Below are 22,335 nucleotides of genomic sequence, written 5' to 3'. Positions count from 1 at the left end.
GTGGTCCCCATTGGGGTGGGGATCAACCGCCCCGGGCCCCCTCGGGGGCCCGTCCAGAGGCCTCACCGGGTCAACCCCAGCCCGGTGAGGCCTCGCACATCACCTCGATGGCGGCACGGCGTGCCAGGAAACCAGGCATCATGTGACAGGTATCACCGCTCAGGTGTGACCCTCGATTTAGGGAGCCCCAGCAAGCGGCGATAACCTGCGAGACGGACATGCCGCGCGCTCGGACACCGTGTGCGCTTCCCTTGTGACACAGCGGACGTCACGGTTGCCCTTCGCGGCACGCCCACGCATCCAACGAACCGCGAGATCACTGATAGGGACGGAAGCGCGTGGACCTGTTCGAGTACCAGGCGAGGGACCTCTTCGCCAAGCACGATGTACCGGTGCTGGCCGGTGAAGTCATCGACACGCCTGAGGCGGCGCGCGAGATCACCGAGCGGCTGGGCGGCAAGTCCGTCGTCAAGGCGCAGGTGAAGGTCGGTGGTCGCGGCAAGGCCGGTGGCGTCAAGCTGGCCGCCTCCGCGGACGAGGCCGTCGCCCGTGCGACGGACATCCTCGGCATGGACATCAAGGGCCACACGGTCCACAAGGTCATGATCGCCGAGACCGCTCCGGAGATCCTCGAGGAGTACTACGTCTCCTTCCTCCTCGACCGTGCCAACCGCACCTTCCTCTCCATCGCCTCCGTCGAGGGCGGCATGGAGATCGAGGAGGTGGCGGCCACCCGTCCGGAGGCCGTGGCCAAGACCGCGATCGACCCGATCGACGGTGTGGACGAGGCCAAGGCCCGCGAGATCGTCGAGGCCGCCAAGTTCCCGGCCGCCGTCGCGGACAAGGTCGTGAACGTCCTCGTCAAGCTGTGGGACACCTTCATCAAGTCGGACGCCCTCCTCGTCGAGGTCAACCCGCTCGCGAAGGTCGCCTCGGGCGAGGTCATCGCCCTCGACGGCAAGGTGTCGCTCGACGAGAACGCCGAGTTCCGCCACCCCGAGTACGAGGCGCTCCACGACAAGGACGCGGCCAACCCGCTCGAGGCCGCGGCCAAGGCGAAGGGCCTCAACTACGTCAAGCTCGAGGGCGAGGTCGGCATCATCGGCAACGGCGCGGGTCTCGTCATGAGCACCCTGGACGTCGTCGCGTACGCCGGTGAGAACCACGGTGGCGTCAAGCCCGCCAACTTCCTGGACATCGGCGGTGGCGCCTCCGCCCAGGTGATGGCGAACGGCCTGGAGATCATCCTGGGCGACCCGGACGTCAAGTCCGTCTTCGTGAACGTCTTCGGTGGCATCACCGCCTGCGACGAGGTCGCCAACGGCATCGTCCAGGCCCTGAAGCTCCTGGAGGACCGCGGCGAGAACGTCACCAAGCCGCTCGTCGTCCGTCTCGACGGCAACAACGCCGAGCTGGGCCGGCAGATCCTCACGGACGCCGACCACCCGCTGGTGCAGCGCGTCGACACCATGGACGGCGCGGCCGACAAGGCCGCCGAGCTGGCCGCCGCCAAGTAAGCACGAGGACGAGGACTAAAACCACCATGGCTATCTGGCTCAACAAGGACAGCAAGGTCATCGTCCAGGGCATGACCGGCTCCACCGGCATGAAGCACACCAAGCTCATGCTCGGCGACGGCACCAACGTCGTGGGCGGCGTGAACCCGCGCAAGGCGGGCACGACCGTGGACTTCGACGGCACCGAGGTACCCGTCTTCGGCACCGTCAAGGAGGCCATCGAGAAGACCGGCGCCAACGTCTCCGTCATCTTCGTGCCGGAGAAGTTCACCAAGGACGCGGTCGTCGAGGCCATCGACGCCGAGATCGCGCTGGCCGTCGTGATCACCGAGGGCATCGCCGTGCACGACACGGCCGCCTTCTGGGCGTACGCCGGCAAGAAGGGCAACAAGACCCGCATCATCGGCCCGAACTGCCCCGGCATCATCACCCCGGGCCAGTCCAACGTCGGCATCATCCCGGGCGACATCACCAAGCCGGGCCGCATCGGTCTGGTCTCGAAGTCCGGCACGCTGACGTACCAGATGATGTACGAGCTGCGTGACATCGGCTTCTCGACGGCCGTCGGCATCGGTGGTGACCCGATCATCGGCACCACGCACATCGACGCCCTCGCCGCGTTCCAGAACGACCCCGAGACCGACCTGATCGTCATGATCGGTGAGATCGGTGGCGACGCCGAGGAGCGCGCGGCCGCGTTCATCAAGGAGAACGTGACCAAGCCGGTCGTCGGCTACGTCGCGGGCTTCACCGCCCCCGAGGGCAAGACGATGGGCCACGCCGGTGCCATCGTCTCCGGTTCGTCCGGCACCGCCCAGGCGAAGAAGGAGGCCCTCGAGGCCGCCGGCGTCAAGGTCGGCAAGACGCCGACCGAGACGGCGAAGCTGGCGCGGGAGATCCTCTCCGCCTGAGTGCCCCGGTCGCACGGCTGAACGTCGGTGGGCCCGTCCCCCTCGGGGACGGGCCCACCGACGTTCACGGCTGTTCGCCGCGGGCCCGTGCGGAACAGCGGTCGTTCACCGGCTCTCCGGCCGAAGCCGCTCCGGACCGTTCGCCTCCTCACGGTGCAGCTTCGCCCGCAGTGCCGACTCCTCCTGGGACAGGGGACCCATGGCCGCCGGAGGCGGCACGCCCTGGACCGCCTGGGCCGGGGCGACGGGGGGCTCGTAGTGGGTCGGTGCGGTGCGCAGGGTCAGTGTCGTCGCGCCGATGATCGTGACCGTGAAGGCGATGGCCGCGCGGGTCCAGAAGACGTTCCGTCGTTCGCCGCACGTGCGTACCGCGGTCGGTCTGGCCGCGAGCAGCCGTTCCGAGGAGGCCAGTTCGGTCAGGCGCCGGTGCAGCAGGGCGGGATCGGCCAGGGCCGGGACCTGTTCGGCCACGACCCGACGGGCATGGGTGACCCGGCCGGCGGCGGCCGGGGTGCTCGCCTCCGTCTCCGCCGCCGTCTCCGGCAGGTCGAGGCCGACACCGTCGTACAGGACGAGCGTGCGCCGGTAGACCGGCGGAAGCGTCAGCAGGGCGTGCAGCAGCGCGCGGTCGGCGGGGGCGGCGGGCGGGGGTTCGGGGGAGCGGTAGCGCGGGCGGAAGCGGTGCCAGGGGGAGAGGGCGCACTCGTACGCGATCGCCCGCACCCAGCCGGCCGGATCCCGGTCCTGGGCCACCTCCGGCCAGCGCTGCCACGCGAGCTGGAAGGCCCGCTCCACGGACTCCCGGGCCAGCTCCCGGCGCCCGGTGAGCAGGTAGGTCTGCCGTACGAGGGCGGCAGCGCTGAACGCGTACAGCGCGTCGAAGGCCTGATCGGCCGTCAGGGCAGGCGGCAGCGGGTGGGCAGGGTTCTCCGTCACAGGACACCACCCCTTCGTACGAAAAAGTACATAAACATATATTGGGCGACACATCGGGCGTTCTCCCGTTACGACGGGAAAGCGCGTGTCGTTGGGAGCATGGCGGGCGTGACCCTGATGACCGCTCGCCGACCGTTGTTGTCGCACCTGCTGCGTCGGCTGCACGACCGATCGCCCGGGCTGGGCGCGAGCTTCCTGGGCGGTGCCGTCGCCGCCGGGCTCGGCCTCGGCTCCATCGCCGTCCTCGTGCTCGCGCTGTGGATCAGCTCGCCGTACCCCGACAGCGGGCCGGGCGGCGCGCTGCACGTCGCCGCCGCACTGTGGCTGCTGGCGCACGGGGTCCAGCTGGTCCGCACCGACACGCTCTCCGGCGCTCCCCTGCCGGTGGGCGTGACCCCGCTGCTGCTCCTGGCGCTGCCGGTGTGGCTGCTGTACCGGGCCGCGCGGGACGCGACGGACATGCCCACCGAACCCGACGGGCCGCCACCGGTCCCGGCGCACACCGCGTGGACAGGGGTGGTTCTCGGCTACCTCGGCGTGGGCTGCGCGGCCGCGCTGTACTGCTCCGGCAGCGAACTGCGCCCCTCATGGGGGTGGGTGACGGTGTGTCTGCCGCTCGTGGCGGCGAGCGCGGCGGCGGCCGGGGTGTGGTCGGCGCACGGCAACCCGCGCGAGCCGGTGCTCAGCCTGCTGCTGGTGCTGCCGGGACCGGTGCGGCGGCTGCTGTTCGGGTCCGACGCGTGGCCGCGGCTGCGGGCGGCCGTACGGGCCGCCGGGGCCGGCACGGCGGTGCTCTTCGGGGGCGGGGCGCTGCTGGTCGGGGTGTCGCTGGTGCTGCACGGCCCGGCGGCACGGGCGTCCTTCCTGCAGCTGACGGAGGGCTGGACCGGCCGGTTCGCCGTCCTGCTCCTCGGCATCGCGCTGATCCCCAACGCGGCGGTGTGGTCGGCGTCGTACGCCCTCGGACCCGGCTTCACCCTCGGCACCGGGCACCTGGTGCACCCCCTCGCCTCCGACCCGGCCCCGCTGCTGCCCCCCTTCCCGCTGCTCGCGGCGGTACCGGACGCGGGGCCCGGCACACGGCTCGACGAGGCGACGGGACTGGTGCCGGTGGCGGCCGGGGTGGCGGTCGCCTGGTTGGTGGCGCGGGCGGCCGTGCGGCGCGGGGAGCAGGGGGCGCATGAGGGGGCCGCCGAGCCGCCGGTGCCCTGGTCGGCGGCTCGGACCGTCGGCGTGCTGGTGCTGTCGGCGCTGGTCTGCGCGGGGTTCCTCGCCCTCCTCGCCGAGCTGTCCGGCGGCCCCCTGGGCGTGGCCGCGCTGGCCCGCTTCGGACCGGTGTGGTGGCAGAGCGGGGGAGCGGCCGGGATCTGGATCACGGTGGTCGGAACGCCGGTGGCACTGACGGTGCGGGCCTGCCGGCTGTGGGGGCTGCGGCGGGCACTGCGCAAGGTCCCCGGGCAGGGGACGGAGCCGACGGCGGCGAGGACGGCAGCCGAGGAGGCCGCGAAGAGGGAAGCCGTGAAGAACGATGCCGCGAAGGAGGGCGCGAAAGAATCCCTGAAGTCCGCCGGGAAGGGGCCGGAGAGGGACGCGTCGGGGAAGGCGGCGAAGGGGGCGAGTCGTCCTGCATCCGCGCTCGCCGGGCCCGCCGAGGACGAGCTGTACGACTTCCTGCCCGCGCAGGACCCGTACCCGCCGTCCTGGCAGCACGACGACCTCTCCCGCGCCTCCCGCTGGGCGGCGCTCCGGGCCGCCGCGGCGCCCCAGGAGCCGTCCCACCGGCCCGGCGAGTCGCCGGCACCGGCCGACCGATCACCTCACAGGGAACCCTCCACGGGCACGGCCGAAGCGCCCGGCGAGCCCGAGGGACCGGAACCGGAAGGTACCCCGTAGGCCGTCGCCCGTCAGCTGTTGCCGACCCCCAGCACTCCTCGCAGCTCCTTCGGCAGGAGCTGGTCGCAGGACTGCTTGGCCTCGTGGGTCAGGGCGTCGCTGACACAGGTGTAGTAGTCGCGGTAGACCAGTTGCACGGTGAAGGTCGTGGCGACCAGAACCAGCGCCAGCGAGGCCGTGACCAGGCCGCCGATCGCCGCCGTGGTCTGCGGGCGGGCGCCCGGGGCCGGGGCGGGGGCGGGGGCGGGGGTGTCCGGGTCGGATCTGCGGGGCTTGGCACGCAGGGCGCTGATGCCCCAGTACAGGGCCAGCGCGCCCAGCAGCAGGGCCACGTACGGCCAGCTGAACAGGGCGAAGAAGACGGCCCACATGCCGGACAGCAGCGCGTACCGAGCCCGGCGCTGCACCGGGTCCGTCGGGTCCCAGCGCATGCCGCCGGGGCCGCTCGGACCGTTCGGGCCGCCCGGACCCTCGGGGCCGCCGCCGGGCCGCTCGCCGAAACCGCCCGGCGAGCGGCCGGGCTGGCGGTCGCTCCACTGGCTGCCCCACGAGCCGCCCCCGGAGCCCGAGGACCCCTCGGGGTGCCGGGGCTGCCACGGCCGGTCCGGACTGCCCTCGGGCGGCGGGGCGAACGGGTTGTCGTCCTGCTGCTCACCACCGCGCCCGTCGCCGTCACGACCGCCCCCGGGTGCCTCGGGCGGCGAGGCCGGCCGCTCCCGCAGCAGCACGGCACCACGCTCGCCCCACTGGGCCGGGCGCGAGGGGAACGTGAGGAGTCGCAGGCTGCGGTCGGGCATCAAAAGAGCGTCTTCCCCTAGGTGAATACGGCTGTGCGACATGAGCTTCCACCCCGTGAACGCACCGCACGGCGACCGCGTTCCCGGAGGCAGCTCCCGCTTGATTCCCCCCGAACGCTACCTTCCGGCCACGCCCCCGTCCCGTGGGGGCCTTCGTGAGTGCCGGTATCGTTGCTGACGGTCGGCCGCTTCGTAGACTTCCCCGTATCCCGGGGCGCGAAGCATTCGTACGACTGTACAAACCGCCGGCTGGACACATCGCTTCCCCGAGAAAGGGCCCCACCGTGGCCGCCACCCCCGCTGGCCAAGCGGTCAAGCGCCTTGTCGTGCTGGTCTCCGGATCCGGCACCAACCTGCAGGCGCTCCTGGACGAGATCGAGCGCACCGGAGCCGAGTCGTACGGCGCGCGGATCGTGGCCGTCGGGGCCGACCGCGCCGGCATCGAGGGGCTCGCCCGCGCCGAACGGGCCGGGCTGCCGACGTTCGTCTGCCGGGTGAAGGACTTCGCCACCCGCGAGGAGTGGGACGCCGCGCTCGCCGAGACCGTGGCCGCGTACGAGCCCGACCTCGTGGTCTCCGCCGGGTTCATGAAGATCGTGGGCAAGGAGTTCCTCGCGCGGTACGGCGGGCGGTTCGTCAACACCCACCCGGCCCTGCTGCCCAGTTTTCCCGGGGCCCACGGCGTGCGCGACGCGCTCGCGTACGGAGCCAGGGTCACCGGCTGCACCGTCCACTTCGTCGACGACGGCGTCGACACCGGGCCGATCATCGCGCAGGGCGTGGTCGAGGTCCGGGACGAGGACGACGAGAGCGCGCTGCACGAGCGCATCAAGGAAGTCGAGCGAAGGCTGCTCGTCGAGGTCGTGGGGCGGCTCGCCCGCAACGGCTATCGCATTGAGGGACGAAAGGTAGTTATCCAGTGACCGCCACCGCCGAGAGCACCAAGCGGCCCATTCGCCGGGCGCTCGTCAGCGTCTACGACAAGACCGGCCTCGAAGACCTCGCGCGCGGGCTGCACGAGGCCGGTGTCGAGCTCGTCTCCACCGGGTCCACGGCCGGCCGCATCGCCGCCGCCGGTGTCCCCGTCACCAAGGTCGAGGAGCTGACCGGCTTCCCCGAGTGCCTGGACGGCCGGGTCAAGACGCTGCACCCGAAGGTGCACGCGGGCATCCTCGCGGACCTGCGTCTGGACAGCCACCGTGAGCAGCTCGCCGAGCTGGGCGTGGAGCCGTTCGACCTGGTCGTGGTCAACCTCTACCCGTTCCGGGAGACCGTCGCCTCCGGCGCCTCGCCCGACGAGTGCGTGGAGCAGATCGACATCGGCGGTCCGTCGATGGTCCGCGCCGCCGCCAAGAACCACCCCTCCGTCGCCGTGGTCACCAGCCCCGAGCGGTACGCCGACGTCCTGGCCGCCGTGCAGGCCGGCGGCTTCGACCTCACCACCCGCAAGCGGCTCGCCGCCGAGGCCTTCCAGCACACGGCCGCCTACGACGTGGCCGTCGCCTCCTGGTTCGCCTCCTCCTACGCGCCCGTCGACGAGTCGCGGTTCCCCGACTTCCTCGGCGCCACCTGGGAGCGCGCGCACACCCTGCGCTACGGCGAGAACCCGCACCAGCCGGCCGCGCTGTACGTCGACGCCGGCGGCTCCGGTCTCGCGCAGGCCGAGCAGCTGCACGGCAAGGAGATGTCGTACAACAACTACACGGACACGGACGCCGCCCGCCGTGCCGCGTACGACCACGACGAGCCGTGCGTCGCGATCATCAAGCACGCCAACCCGTGCGGCATCGCGGTCGGCGCGGACGTCGCCGAGGCGCACCGCAAGGCGCACGCCTGCGACCCGGTCTCCGCCTACGGCGGTGTCATCGCCGTGAACCGTCCGGTCAGCAAGGAGCTGGCCGAGCAGGTCGCGGAGATCTTCACCGAGGTCATCGTCGCGCCCGGCTACGAGGAGGGGGCCCTGGAGGCCCTCACCAAGAAGAAGAACATCCGGGTCCTGAAGGCCCCGACCGGCCCGGCCAACCCGGTCGAGGTCAAGCCGGTCGACGGCGGTGTGCTGCTGCAGGAGACCGACCGGCTGCAGGACGACGGCGACGACCCGGCCAACTGGACGCTGGCGACGGGCGAGGCGCTCTCCGCCGACGAGCTGAAGGAGCTGGCCTTCACCTGGAAGGCGTGCCGCGCGGTGAAGTCCAACGCGATCCTGCTCGCCAAGGACGGCGCCTCGGTCGGCGTCGGCATGGGCCAGGTCAACCGCGTCGACTCCTGCAAGCTGGCGGTCGAGCGGGCCGGTGAGGAGCGGGCCCGTGGCTCCTACGCGGCCTCCGACGCCTTCTTCCCCTTCCCGGACGGCCCCGAGATCCTCATCGCCGCGGGCGTCCGGGCGATCGTCCAGCCGGGCGGCTCGATCCGTGACGAGCTGGTCGTGGAGGCCGCCAAGAAGGCGGGCGTGACCATGTACTTCACGGGCACGCGCCACTTCTTCCACTGAGCCCCCGGGGCAACGATCGAAGCGGCCTCCGGCCCCCGTGCGGGGGGCCGGAGGCCGCTTCGCCGTTCAGGTGCTCAGCTCACCGCGTCCGGACGACGGTGCTCACTGCGTCTTGATGACGATCGAGCCGCAGACCTTGTCGGCGAACGTCTGGCGCTTGGAGTCCCACGCCGGCCACAGCCAGCCCAGGTAGCAGGCCAGGCTGTCCAGGAAGTGGGCGAGACGGCGGACGAAGGCCATGCCCACGCCGAGCGGCTGGCCGGTCTCCTCCTTCACCAGGCGGATGCCCAGCGCCTTCTTGCCGATCGTCTGGCCGGTACGGCCCTCCTGGATCAGCTGCCAGATCGCGATCGCGATGAGGGCGAGCCCGCCGATGGCCGACAGCGCGGCGTTGTCCTTGCCGACGATCACCAGGATGTACGGCACGGCGAACACCAGGCCGTCGACCAGGGTGCCGAGGAAGCGCTGTCCCCAGTTCGCGTACGGCGGCTGGGCGCCGTAGCCGTATCCGCCCTGCTGGGGGTAGCCCGGGTAGCCCGGCTGCTGCGGATAGCCGTAGCCCTGCTGCGGCGGCACGCCCTGTGGCGGGACGCCCTGCGGTGCCTGCTGGTAACCGGGCTGCTGCGGGTAGCCGTAGGGCTGCTGCGGCTCCTGCGGCTGGCCGTAGGGATTGTTGGGCGAGCCGAAACTCATGGCGGGTTTCCTCCGTTGACACTGCGGGGACGACGCGGAAGGCACGGAGGATCGTCAGGATCTGAGCGGTTTGCCCCCAACCGGACCGCGAAACTGCGCCGTTCATCGTCGTGGGAGAGGCCGATTCTTGTCCAGCCGGATTCGCGAGGTGTTGTGCAAGTGCAACATCGTCGATCAAGGACGGGCCTCCGGACCGCGTGTGGGGGCCCGGTCAGGGGGCACCCGGATTGGAACCAGGCGCCGGTCATCCGCGAGGATGGAGTCATGACCGCCCAGATTCTCGATGGCAAGGCCACCGCAGCCGCGATCAAGTCCGATCTGACCGCCCGCGTGGCGGCGCTGAAGGAGAGGGGCGTCACGCCCGGCCTCGGCACGATCCTGGTCGGGGACGACCCCGGCAGCCAGAAGTACGTCGCCGGCAAACACCGCGACTGCGCGCAGGTCGGCATCGCCTCCATCCAGCGGGAGCTGCCCGCCACGGCCACCCAGGAGGAGATCGAGGCGGTCGTCCGGGAGCTGAACGAGGACCCCGCCTGCACCGGTTACATCGTCCAACTGCCGCTCCCCAAGGGCATCGACGAGAACCGCATCCTGGAGCTGATGGACCCGGCCAAGGACGCGGACGGCCTGCACCCGATGAACCTCGGCCGTCTCGTCCTGAACGAGCCGGCGCCGCTGCCCTGCACCCCCAACGGCATCATCAGCCTGCTGCGCGCCCACGGCGTGGAGATCAAGGGCGCCGAGGTCGTGGTGGTCGGCCGCGGGGTGACCATCGGCCGCCCGATGCCGCTGCTGCTGACCCGGCGCAGCGAGAACGCCACGGTGACCCAGTGCCACACCGGCACCCGTGACCTGTCCGCCCACCTCAAGCGGGCCGACATCATCGTCGCGGCGGCCGGCTTCCCGCACCTGATCAGCGCCGAGGACGTCAAGCCGGGCGCGGCCGTCCTGGACGTCGGCGTCTCCCGCAACGCCGAGGGGAAGATCGTCGGTGACGTCCACCCGGACGTGCTCGAGGTGGCCGGCTGGATCTCCCCCAACCCCGGCGGCGTCGGCCCGATGACCCGGGCGCAGCTGCTGGTCAACGTGGTCGAGGCGGCGGAGCGCAGTGCCGGCTGAGGACACCCACGGCACGGAGCCGACGGTGCGCGACGCGATCAGCGCCCCCGACACCGAGGGGCGCCCGCGGCGCGTCACACGCCGCTTCCCGCTGTTCACCAAGGACACCGCGCGCCCCGAGGGCGGCGGCCGGGCCGCACCCGGTGACGCCCCGGCGCCCGCCCGGCAGTGGCCCATGCTCGTGGTGCTGTCCACGGTCGCGCTCGGCCTGCTGCTGACCGCGCTGGACGTGTTCCGCTTCGGCACCCTGCTGATCGGTGCCGCCCTGCTGGCCGGCGCGGTCATGCGCTGGACGCTGCCGAGCGTGGGGATGCTCGCCGTCCGCTCGCGCTTCACGGACATCGTCACCTACGGGATACTGGGCCTCGCGATCGTGCTGCTGGCGTTGATGGCCCAGCCCCACCCGTTGCTGGAGATCCCGTTCCTGAAGGACACCCTGCACTTCACACTCGACAAGTAGCGCCGCCCGCGCGGCGGGTGGCCCCGTCGGAACGGCGGCCCGTCCCCTCCCCCGAGCAAGGACGAGCCGCCGCCGGGATCCAGCCTTCCGCGCCATGAACGGGCTGTTCAACGGCTGTCCGCGCGCTGTGGCACGGAAGTGACCGTTCCGCTACGGTGTCCGCGCACTGCCACATGTGTGTCCGCGGTGTCGATAAGCCGACGAATCGGGGATACGTTACGAAGGCCCCGTGGAGGCCGGTGCACAACCAGCCGGACCGATGCTCCTGTGCGCCCCCGCTCCGGGAACTGGGATCCTTGGTCAGCGCATCCCCATGGGTAGCCAGAACGGGTGCCGGACCCGGGGACCAGACCGGGCCGGTGAAGTCACCCGCGGGGAACGGCGCGGGAACCGACGGCACCAACCGGGGGGAAAGAGGGGGAAACAATGCCTCGATGGAAAGCCTTGCCGGATGAGCTGGATCCGCAGATCAAGGAGTTCACGAGCCAGTTGAGGCGGCTCGTGGACCGCAGCGGCCTGAGCATCGCGGCGCTGGCCGACCGGACCGGCTACAGCAAGACGTCCTGGGAGCGTTACCTGGGCGGCCGGTTGCTCGCGCCCAAGGGGGCGATCGTCGCGCTCGCTGAGGTCACCGGCACCAGCCCGGTCCACCTCACCACCATGTGGGAGCTGGCCGAACGGGCCTGGAGCCGGGCCGAGATGCGGCACGACCGGACCATGGAGCAGATCCGCATCTCCCAGGCGCGCGCCGCGCTCGGGGAGTTCGGGGCCGCCGAGGCCGAGGGGACGAGCGGTACCAGGACGGCCCCCGGGGGTGCCGGCACCACCGCGACCGCGGGCGTCGCCGGCCCGGCGGGCGTCGCACCGACGATCCCGCCCCAGCCGACGGCGTCCGACGCCGACGGACGGGAGAACGCGGGCCGCGGTTCGGACCCGGAGGTCAATTCCTGGCGGCTCGCGGGCTATCAGGGCCCCTCACCGGCGAGCGCCCGGCCCGGTCCCGGTCCCGGTACCGGTGCGCGGCCCGCGGCCACGCCGGACGGTCCGGCCTGGACGCCCGGCACCCCGAATCCGTACGACGGACAGCCGCAGGCACCGCGGACCGCCGGCGGCGCGCCCGCCAAGGCGGGCAAGCGGCGGCTGACGATGTTCCTCGCGGGTGTCGTCGGTGTCCTCGTCGTCGTCGCGGCCGTCTACTTCTTCACCGACCAGCGCGGCGGCGGCAAGAACGAGGGCGCCGCCAAGTCGCCCTCCCCGACCGCCAGCACCAACCCCAGCCTGCCCGCCGGGGTCAAGTGCAGCGGCTCCTCCTGCACCGGCAAGGACGCGGAGGCCATGGGGTGCAGCGGCGATCTGGTGACCACCGCCAATACCGCCACCGTCGGCACCACCACACTGGAGGTCCGCTACAGCAAGACCTGCGGCACGGCCTGGGGAAGGATCACCGGGGGCGCCCAGGGCGACCAGGTCCAGATCTCCGCGGGCAAGGCACGCCAGACGGGTGACATCACCACGGCCGGGGACACCATCGCCTACACACCGATGGTCGCTGTGAAGGACGCGGCCGAGGCCAAGGCCTGCGCGACCCTCGCCTCCGGGCGGACGGGCTGCACGAAGTAGCGGGGCGGGGCCCGTCGAAGGAGCGGGGCGGGGAGCGGAGAGACAGGAAGCGGCGCGGCGGGCAGACCGCGGGGGCACCGGTTCGGGTGGAATTTCGTGGGCGGAGGAATGGCTCGCCGGATCCTGGGCACGCGAACCGTACCCCCACGGGAGTCCGGCAAGCCGGTACCCCCCACCGGCGGCCGACCTGTCCCTCCTCTCCCGGACGGGCGGCCGCCTCTTTCATGACACGGGCGTCCGGCCTGTGGGGTGAGCCACAGGGCCCCGGGCGTCTCGCATGCCGGATGCGCGATAGCCTGACCGCTGGATCTCTCTTGACGCCAAGAGATCGATCATCCGCACGGGGCAGCGAAGCCCCACCGCCAGCTGTCATACGGAGAACGCCATGACCCGCACTCCCGTGAACGTCACCGTCACCGGCGCGGCCGGCCAGATCGGTTACGCCCTGCTCTTCCGCATCGCCTCCGGCCAGCTGCTCGGCGCGGACGTGCCGGTCAAGCTGCGCCTGCTGGAGATCACCCCGGCGCTCAAGGCCGCCGAGGGCACGGCCATGGAGCTGGACGACTGTGCGTTCCCGCTCCTGCAGGGCATCGAGATCACCGACGACCCGAACGTCGCCTTCGACGGCGCCAACGTAGGCCTCCTCGTCGGCGCCCGCCCGCGCACCAAGGGCATGGAGCGCGGCGACCTGCTGGAGGCCAACGGCGGCATCTTCAAGCCGCAGGGCAAGGCCATCAACGACCACGCCGCAGACGACATCAAGGTCCTCGTCGTCGGCAACCCGGCCAACACCAACGCGCTCATCGCGCAGGCCGCCGCGCCGGACGTCCCGGCCGAGCGCTTCACCGCGATGACCCGCCTGGACCACAACCGCGCGCTGACCCAGCTCGCGAAGAAGACGGGTTCCACGGTCGCCGACATCAAGCGCCTGACCATCTGGGGCAACCACTCCGCCACCCAGTACCCGGACATCTTCCACGCCACGATCGCCGGCAAGAACGCCGCCGAGGTCGTCAGCGACGAGAAGTGGCTGGCCGAGGACTTCATCCCGACCGTCGCCAAGCGCGGTGCCGCGATCATCGAGGCCCGTGGCGCGTCCTCCGCCGCCTCCGCCGCCAACGCCGCCATCGACCACGTGTACACCTGGGTCAACGGCACCGCCGAGGGCGACTGGGCCTCCATGGGCATCCCGTCGGACGGCTCCTACGGCGTCCCGGAGGGCCTGATCTCCTCCTTCCCGGTCACCGTCAAGGACGGCAAGTACGAGATCGTCCAGGGCCTGGACATCAACGAGTTCTCCCGCGCCCGCATCGACGCCTCCGTCAAGGAGCTCGAGGAGGAGCGCGAGGCGGTCCGCTCCCTGGGCCTCATCTGATCCCGGCTTCGGCTGTTTCGTCGCGAGCCTGCGCGGGCTCCGTTCCGGTTTCGTCCGGAGCGGGGCCCGCGCCCGTTTTCACCGCTACTGTCGAGAGCAGTGCAGGGTGGGTGTTTCGGGGGGTAAGTGATGAGCGGCTGGAACGGATGGAACAGCGAGGAGGGGCGCGACTCCGGACCCGAGCGTGAGCCGGGTGCGGAGAGTGGCCGGGCGGCCTGGCCGTCCGGGGCACCGGTCACCCCGCCGGCCTGGGCGTACGAGGAGACACGGACGTCGGTGCCGGCACCCCCGCCCACAGCCCCCGACGGCCCTCCGCCGCCCTGGGCCACCGCCCCCACCTACGCCGGTGGGCCGCCCGCACCGGGACCGGTCCCCCCGCCGTCGTACGGGCCCGCGCCCGACCCTCGGCGGCTCCCTGGCGGCCGGCTGATCGCCCTGGTCATGGCCATGGTCGTGGTCGGCGCCGGGGCCGGCTTCGGGGTCTGGTACCTCGGCCGGGACCGTGCCGGCACCGGCTCCCCGGCGGCGTCCGCCCCGGCCACCGGTGTCACCGTCTCCGCCTCGGCCCCGGCCTCCGCCCCCACCACCCCTTCCGCGTCCGATGCCTCCCCGGCCACCCCGTCCGTCCCCAAGGGGACGACGCCCGCGGGTTACCGTGTCGTCCGCGACCCCGTCGGCTACCGCCTCGCCGTCCCCGAGGGCTGGACCCGGCGGCAGAAGCAGGGGGAGAAGGCGACCGTGGTGTTCTACGACTCCCCGTCCGACGGCCGTCAGCTGCAGATCTTCGAGCTGGCCGAGGCCACCGTGACCGAGTCCCTGGACCTCGCCGAGAACGACCCGGGCTACGGCTACGCGCGCGAGCCCGGCTACCAGGCCCTCGCCCGCCGCTCCGGCGACACCTGGGCCGAGCTGTCGTACCGCTACGACGACCCCGACAAGGGTGCCCGCCGGGTCGTCGACCACCGCTTCCGGGCGGCCGACGGCACGCTCTACGCGATCCGCGCCAGCGGACCGGAGCAGCTGTCCGACGGCCGGGTCCGCGCCCCTCTCGCCTCGGCCCTCACCTCCTTCTGCCCCACGGACACCTCCTGCGCGTAGCGGGCCGTACCAGTCCGAGCAGGGACACGTCAGCAAGGCCCGCCAGGTTTTGTCCGTTTTCTGCCGTCTTTTCAGTGACCCCGCGCACTTTCGGCCGTCGATTGCGCATGCCGTCGAGGGGCCCGGGGCAGGCGGTGGCGGTCCCCGAGCGTGACACGCATGTGACACAGGGGTACTGAACAGGAACGGAAGGCAATACCGATCATGGCGGACAGAACGGAACGACAGGCCTCGGCGACCATCCACGCGGGAGGCGAGTGGCTGGAAGCGATCTCCGGTGCCACGCGCGAGATCCTCGACCCCGCGGACGCCCGGCCGTTCGCCGTGGTCGCGGAGGGCGACGAGAAGGACGCGGAGCGCGCGGTGGCAGCCGCCCGCCAGGCGTTCGACCACGGCCCCTGGCCCGGCACCCCCGTCGCCGAACGCGCCGCCCTGCTGCGTCGCGTCGCCGGCCTCCTGGTGCGCGACCGAGAGGAACTCGGCCTGCTGGAGAGCCGGGACGCGGGCAAGACCGTCGAGGAGGGCCGCGTCGACATCGACTGCGTCGCCGACGCCTTCCGCTACTTCGCCGACCTGGTCGCCGCCGAGGCCCCGGGCCGGGTCGTCGACGCGGGCTCACCCGACATCCACAGCGTCGTCGTGCACGAGCCGGTCGGTGTCTGCGCGCTGATCACCCCCTGGAACTACCCGCTGCTCCAGGCCAGCTGGAAGATCGCCCCGGCGCTCGCCGCGGGCAACACCTTCGTGCTCAAGCCCAGCGAGATCACCCCGATGACCACGATCGCGCTGATCAGGCTGCTGGCCGAGGCCGGCCTGCCCGCCGGAGTGGCCAACCTGGTCACCGGACCCGGCCACACCGTCGGCGCCCGGCTCGCCGAGCACCCCGACGTCGACCTGGTCTCCTTCACCGGCGGCCTGGTCAGCGGCACCAAGGTCGCGCAGGCGGCCGCCCCGACGGTCAAGAAGGTCGCCCTCGAACTCGGCGGCAAGAACCCCAACGTGGTGTTCGCCGACGCCTGCGCCACCGAGGAGGGCTTCGACACCGCCGTCGACCAGGCCCTCAACGCCGCCTTCATCCACAGCGGTCAGGTCTGCTCGGCCGGCTCCCGCCTCATCGTGGAGGAGTCCCTCCGGGAGCGCTTCGTCGCCGAACTCGCCCGCAGGGCACAGCGGATCAGGCTCGGCCGGGGCACCGCGGACGGCGTCGAGTGCGGCCCCCTCGTCTCGGAGCAGCAGCGTGCCAAGGTCGAGGCCTACGTCGCCTCCGCGCTGGCCGAGGGCGCGGTGCTGCGCTGCGGCGGCCGGCGTCCCGAGCCGTCCCCCGAGCGCCCGGAGAGCGGCTACTTCTACGAGCCGACCGTCCTCGACGCCTGTCACCGCGAGATGAGGGTCGTACGCGAGGAGGTCTTCGGGCCGGTCCTCACCGTGGAGACCTTCCGCACGGAGGACGAGGCCGTCCGCCTCGCCAACGACACCGAGTACGGCCTCGCCGGTGCCGTCTGGTCCGCCGACGCCGGCCGGGCCCGCCGGGTCGCGGGCCGGCTGCGCCACGGCACCGTCTGGATCAACGACTTCCACCCCTACCTGCCGCAGGCGGAGTGGGGCGGCTTCGGCCGGAGTGGCACGGGCCGCGAACTGGGACCCGCCGGGCTCGCCGAGTACCGCGAGACCAAGCACGTCTACCAGAACCTCGCACCCAGGCCGGTGCGCTGGTTCGCCGGCTGACCCCGCATCCCCGACCCCCGGCCGGCGCGCACCCCCCAGCGCACGAGTCCGGGAGCAGGGCCCCACACATCCCCGCTCCCGGACTCCGCCCGGCCTCCCACCCCCCAGGAGTAACCACCCCATGCCCGATCACACCCACGACTTCGACTACGTCGTCATAGGCGGCGGCACGGCGGGTTCCGTCATCGCCTCCCGGCTGACCGAGAACCCCGACGTCACCGTGGCCGTCATCGAGGGCGGCCCCAGCGACGTCGGCCGCGACGACGTGCTGACCCTGCGCCGCTGGATGGGCCTGCTCGGCGGCGAACTCGACTACGACTACCCCACCACCGAACAGCCCCGCGGCAACTCCCACATCCGGCACAGCCGGGCCCGCGTCCTCGGCGGCTGCTCCTCCCACAACACCCTCATCTCCTTCAAGCCGCTCCCGTCCGACTGGGACGAGTGGGAGACGGCCGGTGCCAAGGGCTGGGGCGCCGTCCCCATGGAGGCCTACTTCGCCCGTCTGAAGAACAACATCGTCTCGGTCGACGAGAAGGACCGGAACGACATCGCCCGCGACTTCGTGGACGCCGCCCGGTCCGCGCTCGACGTCCCCCGCGTCGAGGGCTTCAACCGCAAGCCGTTCACGGAGGGCGTCGGCTTCTTCGACCTCGCCTACCACCCCGAGAACAACAAGCGCTCCTCCGCCTCGGTGGCGTATCTGCACCCGGTGATGGACGAGCGCCCCAACCTGCACGTCCTGCTGGAGACCTGGGCGTACCGGCTGGAGTTGAACGGCACCCGCGCCGAGGGCGTGCACGTGCGCACCAAGGACGGCGAGGAACTGCTGCTACGGGCCCGCAACGAGGTCGTGCTGTGCGCGGGCGCCGTCGACTCCCCGCGCCTGCTGCTGCACTCGGGCATCGGCCCCCGCGAGGACCTCGAGGCGCTCGGCATCCCCGTCGTGCACGACCTGCCGGGCGTCGGCGAGAACCTGCTCGACCACCCCGAGTCGGTCATCGTCTGGGAGACCCACGGGCCGATCCCCGAGAACTCCGCGATGGACTCCGACGCCGGCCTGTTCGTGCGCCGTGACCCCGAACACCCGGGCCCGGACCTGATGTTCCACTTCTACCAGATCCCGTTCACGGACAATCCGGAGCGACTGGGCTACCAGCGGCCCGAGTTCGGCGTCTCCATGACCCCGAACATCCCCAAGCCGAAGTCCCGCGGCCGCCTGTACCTGACCAGCGCCGACCCGTCCGTGAAGCCCGCCCTCGACTTCCGGTACTTCACCGACGAGGACGACTACGACGCCCGGACCCTGGTCGACGGCATCCGCATCGCCCGCGAGATCGCCAAGAGCGAGCCGCTGGCGGGCTGGCTCAAGCGCGAGGTCTGCCCGGGCCCGGAGATCTCGGGCGACGCCGAGCTGAGCGAGTACGCCCGCAAGGTCGCGCACACCGTCTACCACCCGGCCGGCACCTGCAGGATGGGCGCCGCCGACGACGAACTCGCCGTAGTGGACCCGGAGCTGAGGATCCGCGGCCTCGACGGCATCCGCATCGCCGACGCCTCCGTCTTCCCGACCATGACCGCCGTGAACCCGATGATCGGGGTGCTCATGGTCGGGGAGAAGGCCGTCGACCTGATCGGAGGTGACGTCCGATGACGCTCACGGTCCCCACCCGCAAGCCCCCCACCACCGACACCCCCGTCTTCTCCGTGGAAGGCCTCTGGAAGGTCTTCGGCCCGAAGCCCGACCGCGTCCCCGCGGACCCGGAGCTGAGCACCCTGCCCCCCGCCGAGCTCCGCTCCCGCACCGGCTGCACGGCCGCCGTCCGGGACGTCTCCTTCGACGTGCACAGGGGCGAGGTCTTCGTGGTGATGGGCCTGTCCGGCTCCGGCAAGTCCACCCTCGTCCGCTGCCTGACCCGGCTGATCGAGCCGACGGCGGGCACGATCGCCATCGACGGCGAGGACGTCCGCGCCATGGACAGGTCCCGCCTGCGCGAACTGCGCCGCCACCGCGCCGCGATGGTCTTCCAGCACTTCGGTCTGCTCCCGCACCGAACGGTCCTGGACAACGTGGCCTACGGCCTGGAGATCCAGGGCGTCGGCAAGTCCGAACGACGCGAGCGGGCCGCCGAGTTCGTAGCCAAGGTCGGCCTCGAGGGCATGGAGAAGCGCCGACCCGGTCAGCTCTCGGGCGGCCAGCGCCAGCGCGTCGGGCTCGCCCGCGCGCTCGCCGTCGACCCCGAGGTGCTCCTCTTCGACGAGCCGTTCAGCGCCCTCGACCCGCTGATCCGGCGAGACATGCAGGACGAGGTGGTCCGCCTGCACCGCGAGGAGGGCCGCACGATGGTCTTCATCACCCACGACCTCTCCGAGGCACTGAAGCTCGGCGACCGCATCGCCCTGATGCGCGACGGCCGCGTGGTCCAGCTCGGCACCCCGGAGGAGATCGTCTCCTCCCCGGCCGACGACTACGTCCGCGAGTTCGTCCGGGACGTCCCGCGCGAACAGGTCGTCACCTGCCGCACGGCCATGCGCCCCGCGTCCGCCGCGGAGACGGGCAGCGGCCCCGCGGTCCGCCCGGACGCCCCGGTGGCCGAGGCCATCGAGGCGGTGGCCCGCGCCGGCGCCCCGGCCCGGGTGATGGACCAGGGCAAGTGCCTGGGCGTGGTGGACCACGAGCGGCTGCTCGGCGTGGTGGCGGGCACCGAGGCCGCGCCCACCAGGAGCGCCGGAACGGCACCGCTGGGCGAGGGGGGCACCCCCGCGCGAGGCACCGCCGACACGGAGGCGGTCTGATGGCAACGATCACCGTCCCGACCTCCCGCACGGGCAAACCCGGCGTCCTGAAGAGCCGGGCCGCGGGCAAGCTGCTCCTGCTCGCGCTCGCCGCCGCCGTCCTGGTACCCCCGCTGAACAGCCACTGGGGCAGCGGCGCCTGGCCGCACGCGCTCACCGTCCACCTCGACAAGCCCCTCGCGACGGCCAGCGACTGGGTCGTCGACAACCGCGACAGCCATCCGCTGTTCCTGTACTTCTTCGGCTACATCAGCAACGCGGTCGTCCTCTCCGTGCGCGCCGTCTACCTCGCCCTGCTCGCCGCGGGCTGGACCGGCGTCACCGCGCTGGGCGCCCTCGTCGCCTGGCGCGTGGCCGGGGTCCGGCTGGCCGCGGGCACGGCCGTCGCCTTCCTGGCCTGCGGAGCACTGGGCATGTGGGTGCCCACCATGCAGACGCTCGCGCTGATGGTGGTCGCCGTCCTCGCCTCCGTGGCCGTCGGCGCCCTGCTCGGCCTCGCCGCCGGGCTCTCCGACCGGCTCGACCGTGCCCTGCGCCCGGTGCTGGACACCATGCAGGTGCTTCCGGCGTTCGCGTACCTCCTCCCCGTCGTCCTGGTCTTCGGCATCGGCGTCCCCGCGGCCGTGCTCGCCACCGTCGTGTACGCCGCCCCGCCGATGGCCCGCCTCACGGCGCTAGGTCTGCGCGGAGCCGACCCCGAAGTCCTGGAGGCCGTGGAGTCGCTCGGCGCCACCGCCCGGCAGCGGCTGCTGACCGCCCGCATCCCGCTGGCCCGCAAGGAACTCCTGCTCGGCCTCAACCAGACGATCATGATGGCGCTGTCCATGGCCGTCATCGCCTCCGTCATCGGCGCCGGCGGCCTCGGCGACCGGGTCTACCAGGCCCTCGCCTCCGTCGACGTGGGCGCGGCCCTCGCGGCCGGCATCCCGATCGTGCTGCTGGCGGTCGTCCTGGACCGGGTCACCGGAGCGGCCGGGGACGGCACCACCCGCTCCCGCACCGTCGGCTGGCCCTACGCCCTCGCCGTCACCGTGGCCGTCGCCCTGGCCGCCCGGCTCCTCGGCCGCCTCGACTGGCCGGCCTCCTGGACCCTGGACATCACCGAACCGGTCAACCGCGCCGTCGACTGGATGACCGCCCACCTCTACTCCGGCGTCCCGGTCGTCGGCGGCACCGCGGACTGGGCGGCCCACTTCACCACCTGGATCCTGGACCCCGTCCGAGGCGGACTGCAGTGGCTGCCCTGGTGGTCGGTGCTGTTCGTCGTCGCCGCGCTGGCCTGGCTGATCGGCACCTGGCGCACCGCACTGACCGCCGTGCTCGCCATGGCCGCGATCGGTGTGCTCGGAGTGTGGGAGCCGTCCCTGGACACGCTCTCGCAGGTGCTCGCGGCCGTCGCCGTCACCCTCGTGCTCGGCTTCGCGACCGGTATCGCGGCCGCCCGCAGCGACCGCGTGGAGCGGGCCCTGCGCCCGGTCCTGGACGTCTTCCAGACCATGCCGCAGTTCGTGTACCTGATCCCGGTCGTCGCCCTGTTCGGCGTCGGCCGCGCCCCCGCCGTCGCCGCGGCCGTCGTCTACGCCCTCCCGGCCGTCGTCCGGATCACCGCGCAGGGTCTGCGGCAGGTCGACGCGGCCGCGCTGGAGTCCGCTCGCTCGCTCGGCGCGACCGGCCGCCAGCAACTGTGGCAGGTCCAGCTTCCGCTCGCCCGCCGCTCCTTGCTGCTCGCCCTCAACCAGGGTGTGGTCCTGGTCCTCGCCGTCGTCATCATCGGCGGCCTGGTCGGCGGCGGAGCCCTCGGCTACGACGTCGCCTTCGGCCTCGCGCAGGGCGACCTGGCGACCGGCCTGGTCGCCGGCGCGGCCATCGTCTGCCTCGGCCTGATGCTCGACCGGGTGACCCAGCCGACCGGCCGCCGCGCGAAGAAGGGAGCGTGACATGCGATTCCGTACGACCCTCACGGTGGCCGCCGGCGCGTCCGCGCTCGCGCTGCTCACCGGCTGCGGCGCAGCCGACATGACCAAGCAGGCGTCGCCGTTCGCGAACGCCCGGGGCGCGAAGTCCGTGACCCTGTCCGTGCAGTCCTGGGTGGGCGCCCAGTCCAACGTGGCCGTCGCCCAGTACCTCCTCGAACACAAGCTGGGTTACCGCGTCGACACCGTCCAGGTGGACGAGGTGCCCGCCTGGGACGCGCTCAGCCAGGGCCGCGTCGACGCGATCCTGGAGGACTGGGGCCACCCGGACCAGGAGAAGCGGTACGTCGACGACAAGAAGACGATCGCGCGCGCGGGCGACCTCGGGGTGACCGGGCACATCGGCTGGTTCGTCCCGACCTACCTCGCCAAGCAGCACCCGGACATCACGGACTGGCGGAACCTGAACAAGTACGCCTCCCTCTTCCGCACCGCGGAGAGCGGCGGCAAGGGCCAGCTGATGGACGGCTCCCCGTCCTACGTCACCAACGACAAGGCGCTGGTGCAGAACCTGAAGCTGAACTACCAGGTCGTCTTCGCCGGCTCCGAGGCGGCGCAGATCACCCAGATGAAGCAGTTCGCCAAGGAGAAGAAGCCCTTCCTGACGTACTGGTACTCCCCCCAGTGGCTGTTCAAGAAGGTCCCCATGACGGAGGTGAAGCTGCCGCCGTACAAGGAGGGCTGCGACGCGGACGCGGCGAAGATCACCTGCGCCTACCCGCACACCCCGCTGCAGAAGTACCTCAACGCCGGCTTCGCGAAGTCCGGCGGCGGCGCGGCGGCCTTCCTGAAGAAGTTCAGGTGGACGACGGAGGACCAGAACGAGGTCTCCCTGATGATCGCCGAGCGGAAGCTCTCGCCCGAGGAGGCGGCGAAGAAGTGGGTGGACAGCCACCCCTCCGTCTGGAAGCAGTGGCTGTCCTGATCCGGC

At 72.1% G+C, this 22,335-nt stretch carries 18 protein-coding genes; 15 read left to right on the top strand and 3 right to left on the bottom strand.

Annotated elements, in window-relative coordinates:
• Positions 1 to 338: 338 nt before the first annotated feature.
• Positions 339 to 1,517, top strand: coding sequence for an ADP-forming succinate--CoA ligase subunit beta (sucC, locus tag AC07CM_RS30825; RefSeq protein WP_478879741.1), 1,179 nt, complete (start codon positions 339 to 341; stop codon positions 1,515 to 1,517).
• 26 nt (positions 1,518 to 1,543) lie between these two features.
• The gene (gene sucD, locus AC07CM_RS30820; protein ID WP_478879740.1) at positions 1,544 to 2,428 is read left to right on the top strand and encodes a succinate--CoA ligase subunit alpha; all 885 of its coding nucleotides are present in this window, start codon (positions 1,544 to 1,546) and stop codon (positions 2,426 to 2,428) included.
• A 105-nt stretch (positions 2,429 to 2,533) separates the two neighbouring features.
• On the opposite strand, the gene AC07CM_RS30815 is transcribed toward sucD, so the two are convergent.
• Positions 2,534 to 3,418, bottom strand: a complete 885-nt coding sequence (locus AC07CM_RS30815; protein ID WP_478879739.1) for an RNA polymerase sigma factor — start codon at positions 3,416 to 3,418, stop codon at positions 2,534 to 2,536.
• A gap of 45 nt (positions 3,419 to 3,463) precedes the next feature.
• Here AC07CM_RS30815 and AC07CM_RS30810 point away from each other — a divergent pair, with 45 nt between their 5' ends.
• Positions 3,464 to 5,257: a cell division protein PerM gene (locus tag AC07CM_RS30810; RefSeq protein WP_478879738.1), complete on the top strand. Its 1,794-nt coding sequence runs from the start codon at positions 3,464 to 3,466 to the stop codon at positions 5,255 to 5,257.
• Between the two features lie 11 nt (positions 5,258 to 5,268).
• Here the strand turns inward: AC07CM_RS30810 and AC07CM_RS30805 are convergent, their stop codons facing one another.
• Positions 5,269 to 6,054 carry a hypothetical protein gene (locus AC07CM_RS30805; RefSeq protein WP_478879737.1) on the bottom strand — a complete coding sequence of 262 codons (786 nt, stop codon included), beginning with the start codon at positions 6,052 to 6,054 and terminating at the stop codon, positions 5,269 to 5,271.
• 284 nt (positions 6,055 to 6,338) lie between these two features.
• Between AC07CM_RS30805 and purN the strand changes: the two genes are divergently transcribed.
• Complete coding sequence (purN, locus tag AC07CM_RS30800) at positions 6,339 to 6,977, top strand: phosphoribosylglycinamide formyltransferase (protein WP_478879736.1); 639 nt, start codon at positions 6,339 to 6,341, stop codon at positions 6,975 to 6,977.
• Complete coding sequence (gene purH / locus AC07CM_RS30795) at positions 6,974 to 8,545, top strand: bifunctional phosphoribosylaminoimidazolecarboxamide formyltransferase/IMP cyclohydrolase (protein WP_478879735.1); 1,572 nt, start codon at positions 6,974 to 6,976, stop codon at positions 8,543 to 8,545. The genes purN and purH overlap by 4 nt, the downstream gene beginning before the upstream one ends.
• Before the next feature lie 102 nt (positions 8,546 to 8,647).
• Here the strand turns inward: purH and AC07CM_RS30790 are convergent, their stop codons facing one another.
• Positions 8,648 to 9,238 (bottom strand): RDD family protein, encoded by a 591-nt coding sequence (locus AC07CM_RS30790; RefSeq protein ID WP_478879734.1) that lies wholly within the window; start codon positions 9,236 to 9,238, stop codon positions 8,648 to 8,650.
• A 264-nt stretch (positions 9,239 to 9,502) separates the two neighbouring features.
• Between AC07CM_RS30790 and AC07CM_RS30785 the strand changes: the two genes are divergently transcribed.
• From AC07CM_RS30785 to AC07CM_RS30740, 10 genes are all read left to right on the top strand, one after another.
• On the top strand, positions 9,503 to 10,357 hold the full coding sequence (locus AC07CM_RS30785; protein WP_478879733.1) for a bifunctional methylenetetrahydrofolate dehydrogenase/methenyltetrahydrofolate cyclohydrolase: 855 nt from the start codon (positions 9,503 to 9,505) through the stop codon (positions 10,355 to 10,357).
• Entirely contained in the window at positions 10,347 to 10,817 is a 471-nt protein-coding gene (locus tag AC07CM_RS30780) for a DUF3017 domain-containing protein (protein WP_478879732.1), read from the top strand. The genes AC07CM_RS30785 and AC07CM_RS30780 overlap by 11 nt, the downstream gene beginning before the upstream one ends.
• 444 nt (positions 10,818 to 11,261) lie before the next feature.
• Positions 11,262 to 12,437, top strand: coding sequence for a helix-turn-helix domain-containing protein (locus AC07CM_RS30775; RefSeq protein WP_478879731.1), 1,176 nt, complete (start codon positions 11,262 to 11,264; stop codon positions 12,435 to 12,437).
• A gap of 385 nt (positions 12,438 to 12,822) precedes the next feature.
• Positions 12,823 to 13,812 carry a malate dehydrogenase gene (locus AC07CM_RS30770; RefSeq protein WP_478879730.1) on the top strand — a complete coding sequence of 330 codons (990 nt, stop codon included), beginning with the start codon at positions 12,823 to 12,825 and terminating at the stop codon, positions 13,810 to 13,812.
• A 129-nt stretch (positions 13,813 to 13,941) separates the two neighbouring features.
• On the top strand, positions 13,942 to 14,910 hold the full coding sequence (locus tag AC07CM_RS30765; protein WP_478879729.1) for a DcrB/PsbP domain-containing protein: 969 nt from the start codon (positions 13,942 to 13,944) through the stop codon (positions 14,908 to 14,910).
• 204 nt (positions 14,911 to 15,114) lie between these two features.
• Positions 15,115 to 16,635 carry an aldehyde dehydrogenase family protein gene (locus tag AC07CM_RS30760; protein WP_478879728.1) on the top strand — a complete coding sequence of 507 codons (1,521 nt, stop codon included), beginning with the start codon at positions 15,115 to 15,117 and terminating at the stop codon, positions 16,633 to 16,635.
• Between the two features lie 121 nt (positions 16,636 to 16,756).
• On the top strand, positions 16,757 to 18,289 hold the full coding sequence (locus AC07CM_RS30755; protein WP_478879727.1) for a GMC family oxidoreductase: 1,533 nt from the start codon (positions 16,757 to 16,759) through the stop codon (positions 18,287 to 18,289).
• The gene (locus tag AC07CM_RS30750) at positions 18,286 to 19,431 is read left to right on the top strand and encodes a quaternary amine ABC transporter ATP-binding protein (RefSeq protein ID WP_478879726.1); all 1,146 of its coding nucleotides are present in this window, start codon (positions 18,286 to 18,288) and stop codon (positions 19,429 to 19,431) included. Before AC07CM_RS30755 ends, AC07CM_RS30750 begins: the two co-directional genes overlap by 4 nt.
• Entirely contained in the window at positions 19,431 to 21,368 is a 1,938-nt protein-coding gene (locus tag AC07CM_RS30745) for an ABC transporter permease (protein WP_478879725.1), read from the top strand. The genes AC07CM_RS30750 and AC07CM_RS30745 overlap by 1 nt, the downstream gene beginning before the upstream one ends.
• 1 nt (position 21,369) lies before the next feature.
• Positions 21,370 to 22,329, top strand: a complete 960-nt coding sequence (locus AC07CM_RS30740) for an ABC transporter substrate-binding protein (protein ID WP_478879724.1) — start codon at positions 21,370 to 21,372, stop codon at positions 22,327 to 22,329.
• Positions 22,330 to 22,335: the final 6 nt, after the last annotated feature.

The sequence above is a fragment of the Streptomyces sp. NPDC044061 genome (assembly GCF_056434305.1).
The sequence above is the reverse complement of the archived record's forward strand: the minus strand, read 5'-3'. Positions and strand labels throughout refer to the sequence as shown.

What these genes read in the sequence shown, in the direction of transcription:
- sucD (WP_478879740.1), top strand. Translation starts at nt 1,544, where the DNA reads ATGGCTATCTGGCTCAACAAGGACAGCAAGGTCATCGTCCAGGGCATG.
- AC07CM_RS30815 (WP_478879739.1), bottom strand. Translation starts at nt 3,418, where the DNA reads ATGTGTCGCCCAATATATGTTTATGTACTTTTTCGTACGAAGGGGTGG.
- AC07CM_RS30810 (WP_478879738.1), top strand. Translation starts at nt 3,464, where the DNA reads ATGGCGGGCGTGACCCTGATGACCGCTCGCCGACCGTTGTTGTCGCAC.
- AC07CM_RS30805 (WP_478879737.1), bottom strand. Translation starts at nt 6,054, where the DNA reads ATGCCCGACCGCAGCCTGCGACTCCTCACGTTCCCCTCGCGCCCGGCC.
- AC07CM_RS30790 (WP_478879734.1), bottom strand. Translation starts at nt 9,238, where the DNA reads ATGAGTTTCGGCTCGCCCAACAATCCCTACGGCCAGCCGCAGGAGCCG.
- AC07CM_RS30785 (WP_478879733.1), top strand. Translation starts at nt 9,503, where the DNA reads ATGACCGCCCAGATTCTCGATGGCAAGGCCACCGCAGCCGCGATCAAG.
- AC07CM_RS30770 (WP_478879730.1), top strand. Translation starts at nt 12,823, where the DNA reads ATGACCCGCACTCCCGTGAACGTCACCGTCACCGGCGCGGCCGGCCAG.
- AC07CM_RS30765 (WP_478879729.1), top strand. Translation starts at nt 13,942, where the DNA reads ATGAGCGGCTGGAACGGATGGAACAGCGAGGAGGGGCGCGACTCCGGA.
- AC07CM_RS30760 (WP_478879728.1), top strand. Translation starts at nt 15,115, where the DNA reads ATGGCGGACAGAACGGAACGACAGGCCTCGGCGACCATCCACGCGGGA.
- AC07CM_RS30755 (WP_478879727.1), top strand. Translation starts at nt 16,757, where the DNA reads ATGCCCGATCACACCCACGACTTCGACTACGTCGTCATAGGCGGCGGC.
- AC07CM_RS30750 (WP_478879726.1), top strand. Translation starts at nt 18,286, where the DNA reads ATGACGCTCACGGTCCCCACCCGCAAGCCCCCCACCACCGACACCCCC.
- AC07CM_RS30745 (WP_478879725.1), top strand. Translation starts at nt 19,431, where the DNA reads ATGGCAACGATCACCGTCCCGACCTCCCGCACGGGCAAACCCGGCGTC.
- AC07CM_RS30740 (WP_478879724.1), top strand. Translation starts at nt 21,370, where the DNA reads ATGCGATTCCGTACGACCCTCACGGTGGCCGCCGGCGCGTCCGCGCTC.